Genomic DNA, 21,328 nt, shown 5'->3' on the forward strand with positions numbered 1-21,328 from the left:
ATCAAGCCTGTTTTTGACGCTCAATAAAACGCGTTAAACGATCAGCAACCTCAAAACTACCATGTTTAAACAAGATACGCAGTCCTTGCTCAGTTGCATCAAAGTTTAAACATTCAATTTTAAACTCACCTTCTTCATCAGCTAAATGTAGAGCTAAATCACGAGGATGTTGGCTAACAAAATCAAGCTGTTCAAGATCATTAAGTTTTAAATAAACGCCAAAGAAGGTGATATCGACAATTTTCACTGCCACTTCTGTCGCTAAATGACGATGAGTCAATTTAGTCTGTGGTTGTAAAACAGCAATACGTTCCTCACCCCGACGTTCAATTTTTTGCATTTGTTCACGCGTCATCGGGATAATACCATCCAGATTCTCGATAGATTCCCCTTTCAAGAATGAGGTAAACAAATTCATGGTTTCTTTACGGCGCTGCAATTGCGGCACATGATCTGCGTTTGCAATTAAAGCAAACTGCATATCTTGGCATTGCAAAGCAAAATCAGCATTTTCGTGTGGCAAAGTAAAGCTATCGTACTGTCCAGCAGCCACCAAAGTTTTACATTGTGGTACTGGCACGTCGCTTAAACGCAATAAGCGGTTGCAGTTAATTTCATAACGTTCACGTTCAGTTGCACTAAATTCTGCCATTTGTCTGAAGAATAAACGCTTTGCTGTTGGCGACATGCGAGTTTTATCAAGCTTGGCATGATTCACTAAATATAGGATCACCGCTTGACCAAACTCATCCATGCGATCTTCGCGCATTAAATGCAATGATTCTTCCAGCAGCATCCGCCAGCTTTTACGCGTCTTCTGCATCACACCCATCAATACCATACGGTCAATCAATTCGGGGCGTTGGTGTGCAAATGACGATGCGACCACCGAACCTAATGACATCCCCATCATTGAAACTTTTTCAAGTCCAACAATATCGAGCCATTGACCAAGCATTTTAGATAATTCAGGCAGTTCCAGGATTCCAGCAGATTCACCTGTATCAACATTACGAATCTGTTGATTCGCCCCCATTGACGGTAAGTCAATGAGAATAACGGGACCACTCTCAAAGAGTTGCTCAACACAATACTTATAAGAGTTAAAATTTTGAAATGCGCCCCCGACAATTACAATCGGCGTGTTGTAGATCGTTTTCGGATCTGCAATTGCCATATATTCAATTTTCCAACCATCGATCCACGTGGTACGCGCTGGCTGTTTAAAACTGTTTTTATTGTAAATGTCGAAAAAACCAAAGCCTGTGTAGGTATGATTTATATCCGAGTCCATTTGGATAATGGAATTCATGTCCTTCCTCCATCCTTGTTTATTTTTTTGTTGCAAGCATCTCATTTTCAGCGAATTCAACTTGCAAGTTAACAAATTTATAAAATTTGTATTACATTTATCCTATACTTTTTCATTCTATACATATGCACGTTTTATACGCAATCATTTCCTTAACCACTTATCTTGTTTAGAGCACTAATCTTTTGCAAAATATGTAATCTTGGCTTTATATTCAATATCTTCATCACACTAAAATAAAAACTTTTGTGCCAATTAACGCTTCATAATTTTTTGAATTGTCAGTTCAGCCTATTCATTGTTCAGCATTTGACTGTTACTATCTTTATAAATACATGCAAATATCAAAATGCTATGCAAGACTCTATTCAAGATTACATGCAACACGTTGGTACTCAAGCGCGTCAAGCGTCTCGTGTTTTAACGAGTGCGTCGACCCATTTGAAAAACCACGCATTGTCTGCAATTTATACGGCTTTAGAAAATAATCAAGCACAAATTTTAGCAGCCAATCAAATCGATATGGACAGTGGTCGCCAACGTCAACTCGACAGCGCTTTACTCGATCGTTTAGAACTTACTCCTGCTCGTTTTAAAGGTATGCTGCAAGGTCTGAAAGATGTGATTGCCTTGGTTGATCCGATTGGAGAGATTACCGATCTTGCCTACCGTCCGTCGGGGATTCAACTTGGAAAAATGCGCGTGCCTTTAGGCGTGATTGGCATGATCTATGAATCAAGACCCAATGTGACCCTTGAAGCAGCGTCATTGGCTTTAAAATCTGGCAACGCAATTATTTTACGTGGTGGATCAGAAGCACTTGAATCTAATAAAGCCATCGCAACCGCGATCCAGCATGGTCTACAAATTTCAGGCTTGCCTGAACATGCAGTACAAGTGATTGATACTCCTGATCGTGCTGCAGTGGGTCACCTGATTACCATGACTGAATTCGTGGATGTGATTGTACCGCGCGGTGGTAAAAGCTTGATCGAACGAATCAGCAATGAAGCACGTATTCCAGTCATTAAACATCTAGATGGCAACTGCCATGTATTTGTTGAAGCACAAGCGGATTTGCAAAAAGCTTTACCGATTGCACTCAATTCCAAAACGCATCGCTATGGTGTGTGTAATGCTATGGAAACGTTATTGGTCGATGAAGCGATTGCTGAGGAATTCTTGCCACGCATTGCCGAACTTTATGCTGAAAAACAGGTTGAATTGCGCGGTTGCGCGGAAACTCAACGTATTTTAGGTGTATCCGTGAAAACGGCGACAGAGGAAGATTGGTATACCGAATATCTCGGTCCAATTCTTGCGATTAAAGTGGTCACTGGTATGGATGAAGCAATTGAACATATCAATAAGTATGGTTCACACCATACCGATGCCATTATTACTGAAAACTTTAGTCTAGCCCGTGAGTTCTTGGCGCGTGTGGATTCAAGTTCGGTGATGATCAATGCTTCAACCCGCTTTGCTGATGGCTTTGAATATGGTTTAGGTGCAGAAATCGGTATTTCAACTGATAAAATCCATGCCCGTGGTCCAGTTGGCCTTGAGGGCCTAACCTCACAAAAATGGATCGTTTTTGGTGACGGTCAAATCCGCCAATAACAAAATCGAGCATTCGGACACAGAAACACGATAAAGGCCATTCATTTGATCTTTATCGTGTTTTTATATATTTACATACAAAAAACAATGACAAAATCAACAGATCAATCAAAACAACTGCTTATTTCCTAACTATACTGAATAGGTTGATTTATAAACGGGTTGTATAGGCTAAAGTCTATCTTCGCCAAGATGACATCCCATGTTAAAACATTGCGCTTGATTCCACTGCCTCATGCGTTGCAGCAAGATCAAAGTGTTCATCATAAAATTTAAAATCTGTTAGGTGTTCAAACGTGGCTATATCTGTATTAGTAATTAACTGTGGTTCATCATCAATCAAGTACGCGCTTATCTCGGAACGTCGCGAAGACCGTATTTATGGTTTGGCAGAGAATCTAGGGGCAGCCGACGCCCGTATTAAAGGGATCACACTGGGTGGCGAACCACTGGAACTTTCGATTCCGTATGCAGATCACGCCAAAGCACTTGAAACCTTGCTGGCACGTTTAGCCAATTATAACCCGCAGGCGATTGGACACCGTGTCGTTCACGGCGGCGACATCACCAAAGCAGAATTACTCACACCAGAGTTGGTTGAACGTATTGAAGCCGCCACCCCTCTCGCCCCTCTACACAATCCAGCACATTTGATTGGAATTGAAGCCACGCTACGTTTATTCCCACAATTACCACAAGTTGCTGTATTCGATACTGCCTTCCACCAAACCATGCCTGAACGCGCCTACCGTTATGCCTTGCCACAATATTTATATACCGAACATCAAGTGCGTCGCTATGGTTTCCACGGAACCAGCCATGCTTATGTGACTGAACGCGCCAGCGAATTGGCAGGCCATAAAAATGAAGGCGGCTGGCTCAGTGCACATTTAGGCAATGGCAGTTCAACCTGTGCAGTATGGAATGGGCATAGCGTCGATACATCAATGGGCATGACCCCACTTGAAGGTGTGGTGATGGGAACCCGTAGCGGTGATGTAGATCCAAGCTTACATTTATTCCTTGCCAGCAACCTTGGTTGGGATATCCAAAAAATTGACAGCATGTTGAATAAAGAAAGTGGCTTACTCGGCTTGTCTGGTTTATCCAATGATATGCGTACCTTAGTTGAAGCCTCTGAAAATGGTCACGAAGGTGCAACGCTAGCCATTGAGGTGTTCTGTTATCGCTTAGCCAAATCTTTATCGGCTTTAAGTTGCGGTTTACCGCGTTTGGATGGTTTAGTATTTACAGGTGGTATTGGTGAAAACTCGGCTTATGTCCGTGAAAAGACTTTAGGCTATCTGGCTCATTTCGGTTTTCAATTTAGTAAAGAGAAAAATAATGCATTGCCGCGTGGCACAGAAGGTCGTATCGACAATGGTGCAGGACCACAAATTTGGGTGATTCCAACCGATGAAGAAGGTCGTATTGCCAAAGAAACACGCCAAGTACTTGAACACACGATTTAATCAAAATATTAGACAATTTTAAGGTCATTATGAATACAATTTTACTCATCCCCACAGGTGAAGGTGTTGGTTTAACTTCAGCCTGCTTAGGTATGATCTACGCGCTAGATTGTAAAGGGATTAATGCGGGTTTCTTAAAACCCTACTCTCAAATTGCAGACACCACGGTTGACCGTACCACGACACTCTATCGCCATTTATTTCAGCATAAATCTGCCGAGCCAATCACCTATGAAAGACTAACTCAACTGATTGCTTTGGGTGAAACAGATGAGTTACTTGAGGAGGCTGTTGCGCTACACCGCCAAATTTCAGCTGATCATGATGTGATTATCGTTGAAGGTTTGGTTCCGAATGGACAAGATCATTTTGTCAGTGAAATCAACGCCGCACTCGCTCAAGCACTGGATGCGCAAGTGGTTTTGGTCAGCACCGCAGATTTAGCTGATCCACGTAAAACAGCGGAAAGAGTCGATGCGCACTTACGTCAATTCGGCGGCGCAGCTTCAGCACGCACGACAGGCGTGTTGTTTATGCGGACCAAAGGCTTGCCAGAGGGCACAGCCGAAATTCCAGTCACACTTGATCCAAGTCTACGCCTAGACCAGCATATCGATGCTTTTGCCTTAGAGTTACAACGTTATAACCGCTTTATGGGAACCGATGAACTCCCGATTATTGGATTAGTACCATTCAGCAACACCCTCAGTGTGCCACGTAGTTTAGATATCGCTTCGATCATCAAGGGTACATGGTTGCATCAAGGTGAAGCCAAACAGCGTCGTATTCTGCATACCAGTTTAATTGCATCCAATATCGAATCAGAATTGCATAAATTTGTTGCGGGCGAATTGATTATTAGCGCATCACAACGCACCGATGCGATCTTGGCAGCGAGCCTTGCCAGCAGCAATGGTACACCGCTGGCGGGTCTGGTTTTAACCGAACAAGCTGCGCCTGCAAGCAATGTACTCGAGTTTTGCCAAAGTGCGATTAAGCAAGGGCTCCCTATCTTACACACACCTTTAGATACCTTAGAAACGGCACAACTACTGCATCGCTTTGGAAATGAAATTCCAATTGATGATACTGAACGTGCAGAGCAAGTCACTCGTTTCGTCTCAAGTCATTTAGATAGCCATTGGTTGGATCAACATACCCAGAACAACTTGCATCCTCGCTTATCACCTTCAGCGTTCCGTTACGAGTTGGTACAAAAATCCATTGCTGCGAAAAAACGTATTGTCCTGCCTGAGGGTGATGAGCCACGCACGGTACAAGCGGCTGTGATCTGTCAAACCCGTGGCATTGCACAGTGTATTCTATTGGCGAAGCCTGAATCGGTTGCCGAAGTGGCTAAAGCACGTGGTATTCAGTTACCCGATGATTTACAGATCATTGATCCGGATACCATCCGTGACCAATATATCGAACCGATGGTGGAGCTGCGTAAAGGTAAGCTTGATGCACTACAAGCCAAAGCACAGCTGCAAGATACCGTGGTACTCGGCACCATGATGTTGGCGCTCGATCAAGTGGATGGTTTGGTGTCTGGTGCGATTCATACCACTGCCAATACCGTGCGCCCTGCATTTCAGTTGATTAAAACTGCACCGAACTATTCACTGGTATCATCGATCTTCTTTATGTTGTTGCCTGATGAAGTCTATGTCTATGGTGACTGTGCCATCAATCCAGACCCAAATGCTGAACAACTTGCCGAGATTGCAATTCAGTCTGCGGACTCTGCCAAAGCCTTTGGTCTTGATCCGCGTATCGCAATGATCAGTTATTCCACAGGAACTTCGGGCACAGGTGCAGATGTTGAGAAAGTGGCTGAGGCGACCAAAATCGCACAGCAACGCCGTCCAGATTTATTGATTGATGGTCCATTACAATACGATGCTGCTTCGGTTGAAAGCGTCGGTCGCCAAAAAGCACCGAACTCGCAAGTGGCGGGACGCGCCAATGTATTTATTTTCCCTGATCTGAACACAGGTAATACCACCTATAAAGCGGTGCAACGTGCTGCCAATGTGGTGAGTGTCGGGCCAATGCTACAAGGTCTAAATAAACCTGTGAATGACTTGTCTCGTGGTGCTTTGGTGGATGACATTGTATTTACCATTGCCTTGACTGCGATTCAGGCAGCTCAATCAATGTAAGAATAAAAAAACTGATGTAGCACGTTTTGCTACATCAGTTTTTAAAATAATTTCTAATCCGTGCCCAACCACGATCCTTCTCTCGTTTTAATATAATAAAATTACGAACACTATAATATCCAGAACTCGGTTCCCAATGTAAACGCTTTAAAGCATCTACGCCTTGTATCCAGTCTTGATTTTCAGCCAATGCTTCAAACGTTTGCTCACCCTTAAAATCACAAAAAAATACTCTATACCAAGTAAGATCATGACTTGGCTTGTACTGCAAAATTGCTTGTTCAACTGAAGAAAAAAAGTCTGCAGGCAGTGCTGGTGAATAATTGAGATCACTACGCTGTCCAATATTTCCAATATAAGCTGTATACGTTTTTCCTGCTATTTGCCATTGCTCGATAGTGATCTCAGTGCGATCATTCTGTTGCCAGAAAGCGGCAAGAAAAACATGTAATGAATTGACAGAAAAATTCTGCAGCGCATTCAGCACCCCCTCATTTCCCACCCCTATACCAGCAAAACTCTCAGTGATGATTCGCTTATCTTCTAACATCACTTCAACATCTAGACGACCATGTGTTTCACGTTCCAACCAATTGGCCCGTATCGCTGGGAGCTGCCCATGAGGTACAATCCACTCGTCAAACATTTGAACTGGGACATCATGTTTTTCTAACAAATCAATCATTATTTGGGTGACTGATTGATTATCCATAAAGCTTATTCCATATTTTTTATTCACTATATCAGCTTCATATAACAACTAAATCAAATTTCATACTCAGGCTTGTTTTGAAACCCCAATTCTTTTTAACTGCGGCCCTTTCACAAAGAAAATTGCATTGCCACATAGAATTAAGACTACCCCAATCACCGCATTCATTTGCCAGTGATAGCCTTCCCATACAGTCGAAATCACCAGTGCGACCAAAGGAAATAACAAAGTACTATAGGCTGCCTTGCCCGCACCAATCCGTCCGACTAGATAGAAATAGGCGGTGAAACCAATCACTGAACCAAAGATCGCGAGATACAGTAAAGCACTGATTGCACTGAATTGCATACTTGGAAAAAACTGATCCTGTCTAAACCATGAAATCAATGCCATCAGCAGTGAGCCATACAACATCCCGTAGGCATTGGTGGTAAAAATATCCAAGCCATGTTTTTGATGGCGCGTACTGATCATATTCCCCAAAGAGAAACCATAGGTGCCTAGGATACATAGCCCGATACCGATCAAGGTATTGCGATTTAGAGTGGTGCCCACCACGTCATGCCAGAACAGAGCAATAATCCCGAGTACACCTAATAACGCCGCAGGATAAAACCGCGAAGAAACCTGCTGAGAGAAAAATAATCGGGCATTTATGGTATTAAAAATCACCGCCATGGAAAAAATTACGGCCTCTAAACCGCTACTGATATATTGCACGGCATAATAAAAACAGACAAAGTTAAAGCCAAAAATACAGCAGGCCTGCAACATACAAAACAGATGATCTTTACCGGCTAGTTTCTGCAACTTGCGGCTCAAAGCGACAAAAACAAATAACACCATTGCAGAAATAAAAAAACGCCAGAACACAGCAACACTGGCTGATATTCCACTTTGTTGTTGCAGACTAATCGCAATCCATGTTGTGCCCCAGATCACCACCACCAAAGCATATAACAGCGCATTCATATCATTAGAACCAAACTCAATTACCTCGATGACTATTTTGCTGCTTTTGCGGTCATGATTACTTGCACCATCTTGCGATGATTATCATGGATTTGCGTTTTTCTAGGAAATTTTTGACCAGATGACAAAACTGGCTGAAAGTTCTACACTAAACTGGATCATATTTGGCACTGCGTATAGAAGATGAAATATCAGATTCTAGATCAATTACAGCAATATAAAGCGCAATTGCTCGACTCGGTAGAACTGGGTTCGGGCATGCAGTTGGCCATGTGGCAAAATAACCAAGACCGTGTCAGTGTCTGCAGCAATCACCACACCTTGAGTATGTATATTCAGGGCGGTTATGAAAGCTATCAAAAAACCCAACAGGGCTGGCACAATGGCGGTGGCCCTGACCGTATGTGCCTGATGCCACAAGATTTCGAGTCGACTTGGGACCTACGTGATCCACTCACCTTCGTACATCTTTACTATACTGAACAGCACTTACAACGTGTGGCAGAACAAGTCTGGGATCGCGAACCGAGTCAAATCATTTTAAACCCACAAATTTTTGTGGCTGACCCACAAATTTCGATGATTTATCGGCACTTTTTACTCAATGGTGCATGGCAAAATCGTGAAAACCATTTGCAGATGAGTACCGCAACAACATTATTACTCAATCATCTGATCAAAAATTACAGTCATGCACAATGGCAAGCACCTGAAGTCAAAGGTGGCCTTTCCCCTTATGTGCTTAAGCAGTTACTAGAATGGATTGATCAACATCTCCATTTGAGTTTGACCTTGTCCGATCTGGCGCAACAAGCGCAACTCAGCGAGTATCATTTTGCGCATATGTTTAAACAATCGATGCAGATGCCACCGCATCAATATGTGATGCAACGCCGTCTTGAGCGTGCCCATCAAGCACTTGAACAGACCACAGCGAATCTGACAGAGATCGCTGTGCAATATGGATTTAGTTCAAGCAGCCATTTTAGCCATCGCTTTAAGAAACAGTTTGGCTATAGCCCATCTCAACTGAGAAAAAACTAAAATCCACAGCGCATCTTTTGTTGATGCAATTTAGATCAAAGGCTTACTTTAGACCTTTAGCCAAATCTAAGCTAAAACTCCCACATTCATTCCTTTTTGTCATATAATTTAGCCCGCCAGCTAATCGCCCGCTCAAGAGAAATTTGATATGACAACGATCATCAAACAAGATGACTTGATTACATCAATCAAGGATGCCCTGCAGTTTATTTCTTACTATCACCCACAAGACTTCATCCAAGCGATGAGCCGTGCTTATGATCGTGAAGAAAACAAAGCTGCAAAAGATGCTATTGCCCAAATCCTTATCAACTCACGTATGTGTGCTGAAGGTCACCGACCAATCTGTCAGGATACAGGGATTGTTAACGTTTTCCTTGAAGTCGGCTTAGATGTTAAATTTGATTTAACCATGAGCTTGGATGATGCTGTAAATGAAGGTGTACGCCAAGGTTACCTAGAGAACTCAAACGTACTCCGTGCTTCTGTTTTAGCAGATCCAGCTTTTGGTCGTAAAAATACCAAAGATAATACGCCTGCCGTGATTCACTACAAACTCGTTCCTGGTAATAAAGTTGATATTACCGTTGCAGCGAAGGGTGGCGGTTCAGAAAATAAATCTAAACTTGCGATGTTAAACCCATCTGATTCAATCGTGGATTGGGTACTTAAAACTGTTCCAACTATGGGTGCAGGTTGGTGTCCACCAGGTATGCTCGGTATTGGTATCGGTGGTACTGCAGAAAAAGCCATGATGCTTGCAAAAGAAGCACTTATGGAAGAAATCAACATGGACGAATTACTTCGTCGTGGCCCACAAAGCAAAATGGAAGAACTCCGTATCGAGATCTTCGAGAAAGTAAATGCATTGGGTATTGGCGCACAAGGTCTTGGTGGTTTAACCACAGTTCTTGATATTAAAATCAAGGATTACCCATGCCACGCAGCAGGTAAACCAGTCGGTATGATTCCGAACTGTGCTGCGACTCGTCACGCACACTTCCAGTTAGATGGTACTGGTGTTGCACATATTCAAGCACCAAAACTTGAAGACTACCCTGCTGTAACATGGGATTCGTCTCAATCGAAACGTGTCAACCTTGATACCATTACTCAAGAAGAAATGAATGCTTGGAAGCCAGGCGATACATTATTATTGAACGGTACGATTTATACAGGTCGTGATGCTGCACATAAGCGCATGGTTGACATGTTAAATAATGGTGAAGAACTTCCAGTGGATCTAAAAGGTAAATTCATTTACTACGTAGGTCCAGTCGATCCAGTTGGCGATGAAGTGGTTGGTCCTGCTGGCCCAACAACAGCAACCCGTATGGATAAGTTCACTCGTCAAGTTTTAGAAGCAACTGGCTTATTCGGCATGATTGGTAAAGCGGATCGTGGTCCTGCTGCAATTGAAGCGATCAAAGACAATCAAGCAACTTATTTGATGGCTGTTGGTGGTGCTGCTTACCTCGTGTCTAAAGCAGTTCGTGAAGCTGAAGTCGTTGCTTTTGCAGACTTAGGTATGGAAGCAATCTACAAATTCGTAGTTGAAGATATGCCTGTTTCTGTTGCAGTTGATGTGAATGGTACTTCGATCCATGCAACAGCACCAAAAATCTGGCAAGCGAAAATCGGTAAGATTCCAGTAGTTGATGCTGCTGCGTCATAAATAATACTCATACAATAATCATAGCCGAATCATCGTATTCGGCTATTTTTTTGCCTGCGGCTTCTGCTAAATTATAAAAAAGACGAGAACAATAAGGCGGTCTATAGATGAATAAATACATGTTCAACATGGTGATTGGACTTTGCCTTCTCGTTGGCATGCAAAATACCTTTGCATCCCCAGCCCAGAGTAAATCCGTCAAAGAGCTGATCAAACTGAGCGAGCTCGAAAATGTTTTAAACACCTCACTTGATGAAATGCAGCCGACACTCGATCTCGAAGCGGAAAATATTTTATTAAGAGTCTTAGGAAAAGAAGAACTGACCACAACACAAGAACATCTTGCTGTATTGGAACTGAGCCAATTGCTGAAAGATACCAGTTCAAAAGTCTTTGCTCGTCCCGAAACTATTCGGGCAATCGAGAAGATTTATGCAGACACCTTGAGCGAAGAAGAAATACAAGCCTATTTGAAATTTTTAAAAACACCGGAAGGTAAATCCATTAATCAAAAAACATTGCAAATCAGTACTCATGTTTTCCAATATATGAATAACTTAAGCCAAAAAACCTTAAATGATCCAGAGCAGAGCTCGCAATTAAAAGAGCAGTTCCTCACCATCATCAAACCTTTAATTCAGGATGAGTAACTGCTCAAGTAAACCTACCACGTCAATGGATTCCACAGCTTAAATGGCTTAACCAAATGCACTTCTGACTTTTCATCATACTTTGCTGGTTTTAATTCTTGAGGTTTTGAACGAACCTTACCCGATGCATCTTGAGCGACAAAGTTATAGCTAGAAGATTTTAACCGTGTGAATGCGATTTCCTGATGCGCCACCTTGTCAGGTGTAATCATAAATGGGCCTGTATGCTCACTACGTGAAATCTTATTTTCTTCATCGTATTTAATAAAATAAGTTTGTGCAGCATCTACTGTAAAATCGAGATATTTCGGCTTTTGGAAATGTAATCCTGCCAAAGGACGACTCACGCTTAAGCGATAAGTTCCCGCAGGTAGTTCCACCCAGTAATAATGATTATGTAATAAGCTCGGAATACGATGACCATTGATAAATAAATTGGCCGCAGCAATTTCCTGACGGTTCCAACGTGTATCTGGACGATATAAATAAACCACCGCAGCTTGTTCATTTTGCGGTTTGATTGGGGCGTAATATTGGCCTAACTTTTGATTAACCCAACCACCAACGGAGAAGCCACCCACATGATATTGATCAAATAGGCCTGGTTCTTTTTCAGTATTGACAGCTGGTAAAGTTGCAGTCAGCGCGGTTGGTTTTTCTTCAACTGTCTTATGACTTTGACAGCCAGCCAACACCCCTGCACAACATAATGACAATATTAAATAACGCATGACATCCCTCAAGGCGTTTTCTTGGATTTATTTTTAACAGCGCAAAACTATGCACATTTTTTCAATTTTTTAAGATTAACACCTCAACGCCTAATTGCAAATAAAAAAAGCATGAAAAGCCAAGCCTTTCATGCTTTTTTAGATGAATGAGAATTAGGCTGATTTAGAATCAATCACCTTCAAATCCTTCTTTTCAGTTGCTTCTGGCGTACCCACTTGTGGTAAACGCTCTGCTTTGAATGTTGGCTTAGCCGTGCCATTAATGACAGCTTCATTCAAAATAACGGTACCAACATCCGTACGACTTGGTAAGTCATACATCGTTTCAAGTAATACGTTTTCCAGAATAGAACGTAAACCACGCGCACCAGTATTACGTTCAAGTGCTTTCTTCGCCACAGCACGTAACGCAGACTCATCAAAGACAAGGTCTACATTTTCCATGGTGAAAAGATATTGGTATTGACGTGTTAATGCATTTTTAGGCTCTGTCAGAATCTGCATCAATGCTTCTTCATCCAGTTCTTCCAAAGTTGCAATCACTGGCAAACGACCAATAAATTCAGGAATCAAACCGAATTTAACCAGATCAGTAGCTTCCACCTGACGGAACAATTCAGAGACTTTTTTACTATCATCTTTATTCTTCACATCAGCGGTAAAACCAATCCCACCTTTCTCTTGGCGCTGTTGTACGATTTTTTCCAAGCCAGAGAATGCACCACCACAGATAAACAGGATGTTAGCTGTATCAATCTGGATGAATTCTTGCTGTGGGTGCTTACGACCACCTTGTGGTGGAATAGACGCAACCGTACCTTCAATCATTTTTAACAATGCTTGTTGTACGCCCTCACCAGACACATCACGGGTAATTGAAGGATTTTCAGATTTACGGGTAATCTTATCAATCTCATCAATATAGATAATGCCTTTTTGCGCTTTTTCTACATCGTAATCCGCTTTCTGCAATAACTTCTGCACGATGTTTTCAACATCTTCCCCCACATAACCTGCTTCGGTTAAAGTGGTTGCATCTGCCATCGCAAATGGAACATCAAGCAAACGCGCAAGTGTTTGTGCAAGCAATGTTTTACCTGAACCTGTCGGTCCAATCAGCAAAATATTACTTTTTGCGATTTCAATCTCTTGATGCCCATGCGTCGATTGGCCTACTTTTAAACGCTTATAATGGTTATAGACCGCAACAGATAAGGTTTTCTTCGCAACATCTTGTCCAATCACATATTGGTCCAAGGCAGCACGTATTTCGTGTGGTTTTGGCAAGGCTTTAGTTGCCCAATCACCTGCTTCAACTTGTTGACTGGTTTGAACGAGATCTAAGCAGACATCTACACACTCATTACAAATATATGCGTCCTCACCAGCAATCAATTTTCCAACTTCAGATTGCGTCTTACCACAAAATGAACAATGTTTTTGTCCTTGAGGATGTTCGGACATATTTACTCCACAACTTAAATCTTAAACTTAGGTCCTAAAAAATCAGGGACGTTTGCTTAGCACTTCATCGACTAAACCATATTCTTTGGCTGCTTGTGCCGTCATGAAATTATCACGATCAGTATCACGTGCAACGGTCTCATAATCTTGACCACTATGTTCAGCCATTAAGCGATTTAAACGCTCTTTAATGAACAGAATTTCACGTGCGTGAATTTCAATATCAGAAGCCTGACCACGGAAACCACCAAGTGGTTGGTGGATCATCACACGAGCATTTTCAAGACAGTAACGTTTGCCTTTTGCACCCGCATTCAATAAGAATGCACCCATTGATGCTGCTTGTCCCATACAGTAGGTCACAACATCTGGTTTGATAAACTGCATGGTGTCATAAATCGCCATACCCGCAGTTACTGAACCGCCTGGTGAATTGATATAAAGGTGAATATCTTTTTCTGGATTTTCTGCTTCAAGAAATAACATCTGCGCAACGATTAAGTTCGCCATGTTATCTTCAACTTCACCCGTTAAGAAAATAACACGCTCACGTAATAGACGTGAAAAAATATCGAATGAACGTTCACCGCGAGATGATTGTTCAACGACAACAGGAACTAAAGCATTTTCAATTGTTGGAACATACATACGTTTACTTATTCCTAAATTATTGTGACTCGATCTATGCCAACAATATGAGGGATAATCAATGAAATTGCAAAAGGTTCAATCTGAAATATTCGATTATTTAGACTAAAATCTGGCAATTTTTCGACAAATTAACACTTTGCTAACAGAGGGTTTGCAGACTTTACATCGATACTTTAAGCAAGGGAGATTTTCTGATGATGCACAGCATGGTTTATGGAATTTCACACCTATGCTTAAAGCTCTGCAAGCCAAAGTCTTACTGTTTTAAATCATAATGAAATATAAAATTCTAAACCCTAAAGAAAAAGGCGCATTAAGCGCCTTTTTCTTGAATCAACTTTTTAAAAGATTAGCCACGGCGAGCTTGTTGTTCTTTCAATAAGTCTTCATAGCTGATCGCAACATCTTTTACTTTAGCTGCAGCTAAGATGTGATCAACAACTTGGTCTTCTAACACAACAGCTTCGATTTGAGCACGTTGTTGTTGGTCATTTTTGAAGTATTCAACAACTTCTGTTGGGTCTTCATAAGAAGAAGCCATGTCATCGATGTAAGCATTAACACGTGCTTGGTCAACTTCAAGTTTAGCGTCAGCCAATACTTTGCTTACCAATACGCCAAGCTTAACTGATTTTTCAGCTTGTTCTTTGAATAATTCATCAGGAAGCATGCTGCTGTCAAATGCGCCTGCACCTTGAGCACCAAACTGTTGAGTGAACTGTTGGATCATTTGTTGACGTTGACGGTCAATTTCTTGAGCAACCATTGAAGCAGGAACTTCAATTTCGTTTGCAGCAACAAGCGCATCAAATGCAGCTTGTTTAACTTGGTTACGAAGACCGTTGCGAACTTCACGTTCCATATTCTTACGAACGTCAGCTTTTAACTTGTCTAAGCCTTCTTCTTCAGTTAAACCAAAGATTTTTAAGAATTCAGCATCGATTTCTGGAAGTTTTGCTTTTTCAACTTGCTTCACAGTGATTTTGAATTGAGCAGCTTTACCCGCCAAGTTTTCAGCTTGGTAATCTTCTGGGAAAGTCACGTCAATCACTTTCTCTTCGCCAGCTTTCATACCAACGATACCGTCTTCGAAGCCAGGAATCATACGACCTGAACCAAGTACTAGTTTAAAGTCTTCAGCAGCACCGCCTTCAAACTTCTCACCATCAACAGTACCTTCGAAGTCGAAAGTTACTTGCATGTCTTTCTTCGCCATACCTTTAGTTACAGCCCAAGTTTGACGTTGTTTTTGCAAGTTTTCGATCATGACATCAACGTCTTTGTCGTTGATTTCTGATGCTTTACGTTCAACTTCCAAGTCAGCAAAAGCTTTCACTTCTACTTCTGGGTAAACTTCAACAGTCGCTTCAAAAACTAAAGCATCATCTTTGTTTTCAACTTTTTCAATGTTCGGCATACCGACCGCATTGATTTTTTCTTGTTGAATTGCTTCAAATACTGTGTCGCGAATGATGTCATTCACAACTTCTTGATAAATGCCCGCACCATATTCACGGCGAACAACATTCAAAGGCACTTTACCTGGACGGAAGCCGTTGATCTTCACAGTTTTGGCAGTGCGTTGTAAGCGAGCTTCAAACTGCTCGTTAACACGGCTCGTCGGTACAGAAACATTTAAACGACGGGCAACGCCCGAAACCGCTTCAGTCGTTACTTGCATGGCTTCCTCGATATTAGTTAGTAATAACAATTTTTAAAGTGCCACATTATATGACAACTTTCTGGATATACAAAATCGGATGCTAAAAAAGCAAATATATTTCTTATTTTAGCCAAAATCATAGTTTTCTTAAATGAATCTTAAAAGAAACGTTATTTTTTGTTGTTAGTGATAAGTATTATCACTATACTTTGCATTCTTTTTGAACATTTGTTCTATTTTTCTCGTCCAGCTTTGGAACTCTAGTTATGAGTAAATTTAATTTGAATCCCCTTTCATTCGCATTACTTGGGGTAATGACCACATCCGCTTTCGCAGATACAACGACAGCCTCTGAAAATACCAACACACACCAACTTGCAACCATTGTGGTATCGGCAGCTGGTTTTGAACAAGATATTAAAAATGCACCCGCTTCAATTAGCGTTGTCACAAAAGAAGATATTGAAAAGAAAAATGCAACCAGTATTGCCGATCTACTTGCAGATGTGCCTGGTATCGATATCAGAGATGGTATTGGGAAAACATCGGGTTTAAATATTAAGATGCGTGGCCTAGGGAGTGAATATAGCCTCATTCTAATTGATGGTCGTCGTCAAACCACCTCATCAGATGTCACCCCAAATGGTTTTGGTGAGTCTGCGAATGGTTTCTTACCCCCATTAGCTTCAATCGAACGAATTGAAGTGATTCGTGGACCAATGGCAACACGTTATGGCTCAGAAGCCATGGGTGGTGTAATTAATATTATTACCAAGAAAATTAGTAATGAATGGAATGGCAATGTCACCGTTAGTGGCAATGTCATGGAACATGGCGGAGAAGCCGACTCATGGAAAACCAGCGTCGTGCTCAATGGTCCGATTATTCAGGATAAACTAGGCGTACAGTTACGTGGTTCTTATTTAGATCGTCAAAAATCTGAACGCATTCCTGGCACTTCTGGCCGTGATCCACGCCCAAGTGAAGCAGACATCTATGATGTAGGTGGTAAATTATCATTTAAATTAAATGACCAAAATAATTTCTGGGTCGATGGTTTTCACTCTAGCCAAACCTATAAGAATGATGATAATCGTTTAGGCACACTTGATACGCCAACACGTGCCAACGGTTATAAAGATGAATTAGAGTTTAAGCGTGATCAAATTGCGATAGGTCATAACGGTGATTATAGCTTTGGCCAATGGAACTCATATGTTAGTCAAACAAAAACTGAAACAGTTGGGCGTACCATTCCCCGCAATACATTCCCAGGTAATGCTTCAGCAGGTCAGGATCGTACTTTAAAAAATACGGATTTTGTCGCCGACTCACATGTGGTGATGCCAATTGCAGATCATAAACTCACCGTTGGTGCTGAATATAAAGAAGCAAAAATTGCAGATGATATTGCAGGTATTGGCGCAACATTTAAAAAAGACTCTTTCTCTATCTATGCAGAAGATGAATGGCGCATCCTAGATAATCTCGGCTTTACGCTTGGAGGCCGTTATGAAGACCATTCTGGTTTTGGTGGCCAATTTAGCCCACGTGCGTACTTAGTCTGGAATGCAAATGAAGAACTTACATTTAAAGGTGGAGTGAGCACAGGTTATAAGGCTCCTTCTGCAAAAGACCTTCACAATGGTGTTATTAGCGTAGGAAATCAAGGAGGTACATTTAATGTTGGTTCTCCTAATTTAAAACCTGAAGAATCAACTAACTATGAGCTAGGTTTCAACTATAACAATGGCAATCTAGACTTGAATACCACCACATTTTTTACCAAAATTAAAAATCGAATTACTGAAGGTTCAGCCTTACAAAACTGCTTCTCCACAAATAATCCTAACCAGCCAGGATGTGTGAGTTATGGCTCACATATCACTCAGGATGCTTTTTCACAAAAAATCAATGCAGATGAGGCCGAAACCAAAGGTGTAGAACTCAGCTTGAAATATAGCATTATTCCTGAATGGGATATTAAAGCTGTATACACCTATATGGAAACCGAAATTACCAAAGGTAAAAATAAAGGTTCATATCTAAGTAATGTCCCTAAAAATGCATTTAATATGACCTCAACTTGGCATATTAACGATGCATTTGATCTATGGTTACAGCATGAATATAAGTCAGAGCGTAAACGCTACGACATCGCACAAACTACAGGTGATGATGCTCTTATTTACAATGCGACTAACAATAAGTTGAAGGGTTATAACTTATTCAACCTAGGTACCAGCTATAGTGTCAATGATCAATTGCGCTTTAATGGTGCGGTAAACAACCTACTCGATAAAGATTTCACCAGCAATGGTTCTTATATTGATGCCAATGGAAACCCAGCCTCTTATTATGACTATATGATGATTGGTTCTGGAATGTCAGGCACTTACCTTGCAGGTCGTAATTTCTGGTTATCTGTCTCTTATGACTTCTAAGCAATAACCTGCCACTATGATGTTAAAAACCCTGCAAATGCAGGGTTTTTTGATTTATTAAAGTCTGCAATGAATTCCTCCTTATCCACACCTAGCACCAAAACATTCATATAAAGCTCATCCGAACCCTACTCTATGCCCCTTATGTTCAGATATTTGACCCTCTAAGACCAACCCTTAAATTAAATAAAAATTCAAATAAATACTTTTATATCAACACATTAAATATAACCATCACTACATTATCATTTTGCACAACTATTCATCATTAATACCAATTCGAGAAAATATCTTTAAATTTCAAAACAATAAACATATACAGCTCTTTACACAGAAGCTAAAGCTATTGATAACGATAATAATTATCAATAGACTTCGCACATATTGTTACATAGATTAACAATTAATCTACTTTTACTCCTTTTTCTGTAAAAGTTTCATCAGGTTGAAAGTTCTGTCATTCACCACTTCAATTTCAGGGGTTCTCTCAATGGCAAAAATCAAAAGTCGTAAACATTTTCGTACCACACCTTTAGTTGCGCTTGCAGCAAGTCTTCCTCTAGCGGCACATGCTGCCCCTAAAGAAGAAAGTGTGGCAAAACTTCCAACAATTGAAGTAAATGCAGAAAATACCTATAAAGTAGATACTGTTAGCTCTCCAAAATATACACAACCCCTACTCGATACACCTCAAACTGTACAAGTCATCAAAAAAGAACTGTTACAGGAACAAGGTGCTGCATCATTAATGGAAGCACTGCGTAACACCCCAGGCATCACACTACAAATGGGTGAGAATGGTAATACCAGCGCAGGTGATACTTTCCAGATGCGTGGTTTCTCGACCCAAACCTCTACCTACGTCGATGGTATTCGTGATCTCGGTGCCGTCAGCCGTGATGTATTTAACTTAGAACAAATTGAAGTTGTAAAAGGCCCTTCTGGTTCTGAAGCTGGTCGCGGTGCAGCATCGGGTTATATCAACTTAGTCACCAAGTTACCTAAGGCTGAAAGTAGTCGTGAAGTTTCAGCACGTTACAATACTGCTGAAAATGCACGCTTAACTGCAGACATCAATCAAGCAATTAATGAAAGCACAGCAGTTCGTTTAAATGTAATGGGACAAGACGGCGGTGTTGAAGGCCGCGATGTTTTAGAAAATAATGGCTGGGCAATTGCTCCCTCGATTGCTTTCGGTCTCAATACAGACACACGTTTCTACCTATATTCTCAGCATGTTCGCCAAAATAATATCCCTGATGGTGGTATTCCTACAGTTGGGATGAAAGGCTTCTACAATGCTGATGCCGATTTAAATAAGGCAAAAGAAGTTGATCGTTCGAATTACTATGGCAGTGTCAATGACTATGAAGATATTGACGCTGATATGGTGACTGCAAAAGTTGAAAGTGATTTTGGCGATAAAATTAAATTTACCAATACTTCTCGTTACGGTAAGTCACAAATGAATCGTGCATTAACAGGTATTAATGCCTTAAACAAGAATGGATCAAACAATCCAGATGCATGGACGATTTCCCGTTCACATCAAGGTGTCGATCAAGAAAATAAAATTCTTGCCAATACCTCATCACTCAATGTGAATTTTAAAACTGGCGAAGTAGAACATGATCTGGTTGCAGGCTTAGAATTCTTACAAGAACAGCAAATTTCTCGTACATTATCAACCCAAGCACCAGGACAAATTCCTGCCCCATCAACAAAACCGGCAAATCTATATAATCCAAATCATTATGATGTTATGCCTAAACTCGTTTATACGGGTGCATACACTGATGGTGAAACCAATACAGCCGCAGCTTATTTATTTGACACCATTAAATTATTGAATAACCGTTTACAATTTAATGGTGGGGTCCGTGTAGATTACTATCACACAGACTATGAAGCACTGACAGTTGCAACCAACTCTTCAACTGGTGTTGTAACAAAAACACCAACAGATTTAAAAGCACATGACACTTTAGTCAGCTGGAAATTGGGCAGCTTATGTAAGCCAACTGAAAACAGCAGTGTCTATGCATCTTATGCAAAATCACTCACACCTCCAGGTAGTGCAAACTTTGGGCTTTCAGATACAGGCATTAATAGTTCAGCTGCCAAGCCCCAAGAAACCAACCACTATGAAGTGGGTGCAAAATGGGATGTGTTGAAAAATAAACTGGCATTAAACGCTGCCGTTTATCGCACAGAAAATGAAAACCAATTTACCACTGACCCAATTACCAAAGAATCTGTTCAAGAAGGTAAAACACGAGTTGAAGGTGTTGAACTTGGTGTTGTGGGACAAATTACCGATGCGTGGAATATTTCTGCGGGTGTTGCCCACATGAAAACCAAGCAAAAAAACCAACAGAGCTTTGGTACGACTGGAGAAAAAACCGTAACAGATTCTGTTCGTTGGTCACCTGATTGGACTGCAACATTATGGACAACTTATGACATCGCTGGCTTTAAAGTAGGCTTAGGTGCACGCTATGTAGATGAACAAAAACGTGTCATTACCGACAGCACTGCGCCAGCCAATATGCCAAAAGTTCCATCGTATGTTGTATTTGATGCAATGGCAGGTTATAGCTTCAATAAAAATGCGTCACTTAACCTGAATGTATATAACTTAGCAGATAAAGACTACATCAGCGCATTGAACAATGGTGGTAGCCGTTTTGTGCTCGGTCAACCTCGTTCAGCAGCATTAACATTCAACTATAAGTTCTAAATTATTCAATCAA

The 21,328-nt window shown here is 41.2% G+C and carries 15 protein-coding genes; 8 read left to right on the forward strand and 7 right to left on the reverse strand.

The features are described from left to right. Position 1: 1 nt before the first annotated feature. Positions 2-1,312, reverse strand: a complete 1,311-nt coding sequence (locus GBI66_RS16420; RefSeq protein ID WP_151716826.1) for an alpha/beta fold hydrolase — start codon at positions 1,310-1,312, stop codon at positions 2-4. A gap of 354 nt (positions 1,313-1,666) precedes the next feature. Here GBI66_RS16420 and GBI66_RS16425 point away from each other — a divergent pair, with 354 nt between their 5' ends. The 3 genes from GBI66_RS16425 to pta all read left to right on the forward strand — a co-directional run bounded on the left by GBI66_RS16425 (position 1,667) and on the right by pta (position 6,569). After that, positions 1,667-2,932 (forward strand): glutamate-5-semialdehyde dehydrogenase, encoded by a 1,266-nt coding sequence (locus tag GBI66_RS16425; RefSeq protein ID WP_151716827.1) that lies wholly within the window; start codon positions 1,667-1,669, stop codon positions 2,930-2,932. Between the two features lie 296 nt (positions 2,933-3,228). Next, on the forward strand, positions 3,229-4,404 hold the full coding sequence (locus tag GBI66_RS16430; RefSeq protein WP_005185056.1) for an acetate/propionate family kinase: 1,176 nt from the start codon (positions 3,229-3,231) through the stop codon (positions 4,402-4,404). A gap of 29 nt (positions 4,405-4,433) precedes the next feature. After that, positions 4,434-6,569, forward strand: coding sequence for a phosphate acetyltransferase (gene pta / locus GBI66_RS16435; protein ID WP_151716828.1), 2,136 nt, complete (start codon positions 4,434-4,436; stop codon positions 6,567-6,569). Between the two features lie 34 nt (positions 6,570-6,603). Here pta and GBI66_RS16440 read toward each other — a convergent pair whose 3' ends face one another. Further along, positions 6,604-7,281, reverse strand: a complete 678-nt coding sequence (locus tag GBI66_RS16440) for a DUF6348 family protein (protein WP_151716829.1) — start codon at positions 7,279-7,281, stop codon at positions 6,604-6,606. A 66-nt stretch (positions 7,282-7,347) separates the two neighbouring features. Then, complete coding sequence (locus GBI66_RS16445) at positions 7,348-8,253, reverse strand: DMT family transporter (protein WP_151716830.1); 906 nt, start codon at positions 8,251-8,253, stop codon at positions 7,348-7,350. Positions 8,254-8,436: 183 nt separating this feature from the next. On the opposite strand from GBI66_RS16445, the gene GBI66_RS16450 reads away from it, so the two are divergent. The 3 genes from GBI66_RS16450 (at position 8,437) to GBI66_RS16460 (ending at position 11,622) form a co-directional block, all read left to right on the forward strand. After that, entirely contained in the window at positions 8,437-9,297 is an 861-nt protein-coding gene (locus tag GBI66_RS16450; protein ID WP_151716831.1) for a helix-turn-helix domain-containing protein, read from the forward strand. 148 nt (positions 9,298-9,445) lie between these two features. Further along, positions 9,446-10,972, forward strand: coding sequence for a fumarate hydratase (locus GBI66_RS16455; protein ID WP_004657827.1), 1,527 nt, complete (start codon positions 9,446-9,448; stop codon positions 10,970-10,972). A gap of 107 nt (positions 10,973-11,079) precedes the next feature. Next, complete coding sequence (locus GBI66_RS16460) at positions 11,080-11,622, forward strand: DUF2059 domain-containing protein (RefSeq protein WP_005185072.1); 543 nt, start codon at positions 11,080-11,082, stop codon at positions 11,620-11,622. A 14-nt stretch (positions 11,623-11,636) separates the two neighbouring features. Here the strand turns inward: GBI66_RS16460 and GBI66_RS16465 are convergent, their stop codons facing one another. The 4 genes from GBI66_RS16465 to tig form a co-directional block, all read right to left on the reverse strand. Continuing rightward, entirely contained in the window at positions 11,637-12,353 is a 717-nt protein-coding gene (locus GBI66_RS16465; protein ID WP_005185073.1) for a DUF2846 domain-containing protein, read from the reverse strand. Positions 12,354-12,506: 153 nt separating this feature from the next. Next, the gene (gene clpX / locus GBI66_RS16470; RefSeq protein ID WP_005185075.1) at positions 12,507-13,817 is read right to left on the reverse strand and encodes an ATP-dependent Clp protease ATP-binding subunit ClpX; all 1,311 of its coding nucleotides are present in this window, start codon (positions 13,815-13,817) and stop codon (positions 12,507-12,509) included. A 42-nt stretch (positions 13,818-13,859) separates the two neighbouring features. Next, positions 13,860-14,465, reverse strand: coding sequence for an ATP-dependent Clp endopeptidase proteolytic subunit ClpP (gene clpP / locus GBI66_RS16475; RefSeq protein WP_004775790.1), 606 nt, complete (start codon positions 14,463-14,465; stop codon positions 13,860-13,862). A gap of 352 nt (positions 14,466-14,817) precedes the next feature. Then, on the reverse strand, positions 14,818-16,149 hold the full coding sequence (gene tig, locus GBI66_RS16480) for a trigger factor (RefSeq protein WP_005318089.1): 1,332 nt from the start codon (positions 16,147-16,149) through the stop codon (positions 14,818-14,820). 248 nt (positions 16,150-16,397) lie between these two features. On the opposite strand from tig, the gene GBI66_RS16485 reads away from it, so the two are divergent. After that, positions 16,398-18,575 (forward strand): TonB-dependent receptor domain-containing protein, encoded by a 2,178-nt coding sequence (locus tag GBI66_RS16485; RefSeq protein ID WP_151716832.1) that lies wholly within the window; start codon positions 16,398-16,400, stop codon positions 18,573-18,575. Between the two features lie 490 nt (positions 18,576-19,065). Further along, positions 19,066-21,315 carry a catecholate siderophore receptor Fiu gene (locus GBI66_RS16490; protein WP_151716833.1) on the forward strand — a complete coding sequence of 750 codons (2,250 nt, stop codon included), beginning with the start codon at positions 19,066-19,068 and terminating at the stop codon, positions 21,313-21,315. Positions 21,316-21,328: the final 13 nt, after the last annotated feature.

The organism is Acinetobacter sp. TUM15071, from assembly GCF_008980925.1.
Lineage (GTDB): Bacteria > Pseudomonadota > Gammaproteobacteria > Pseudomonadales > Moraxellaceae > Acinetobacter > Acinetobacter dispersus.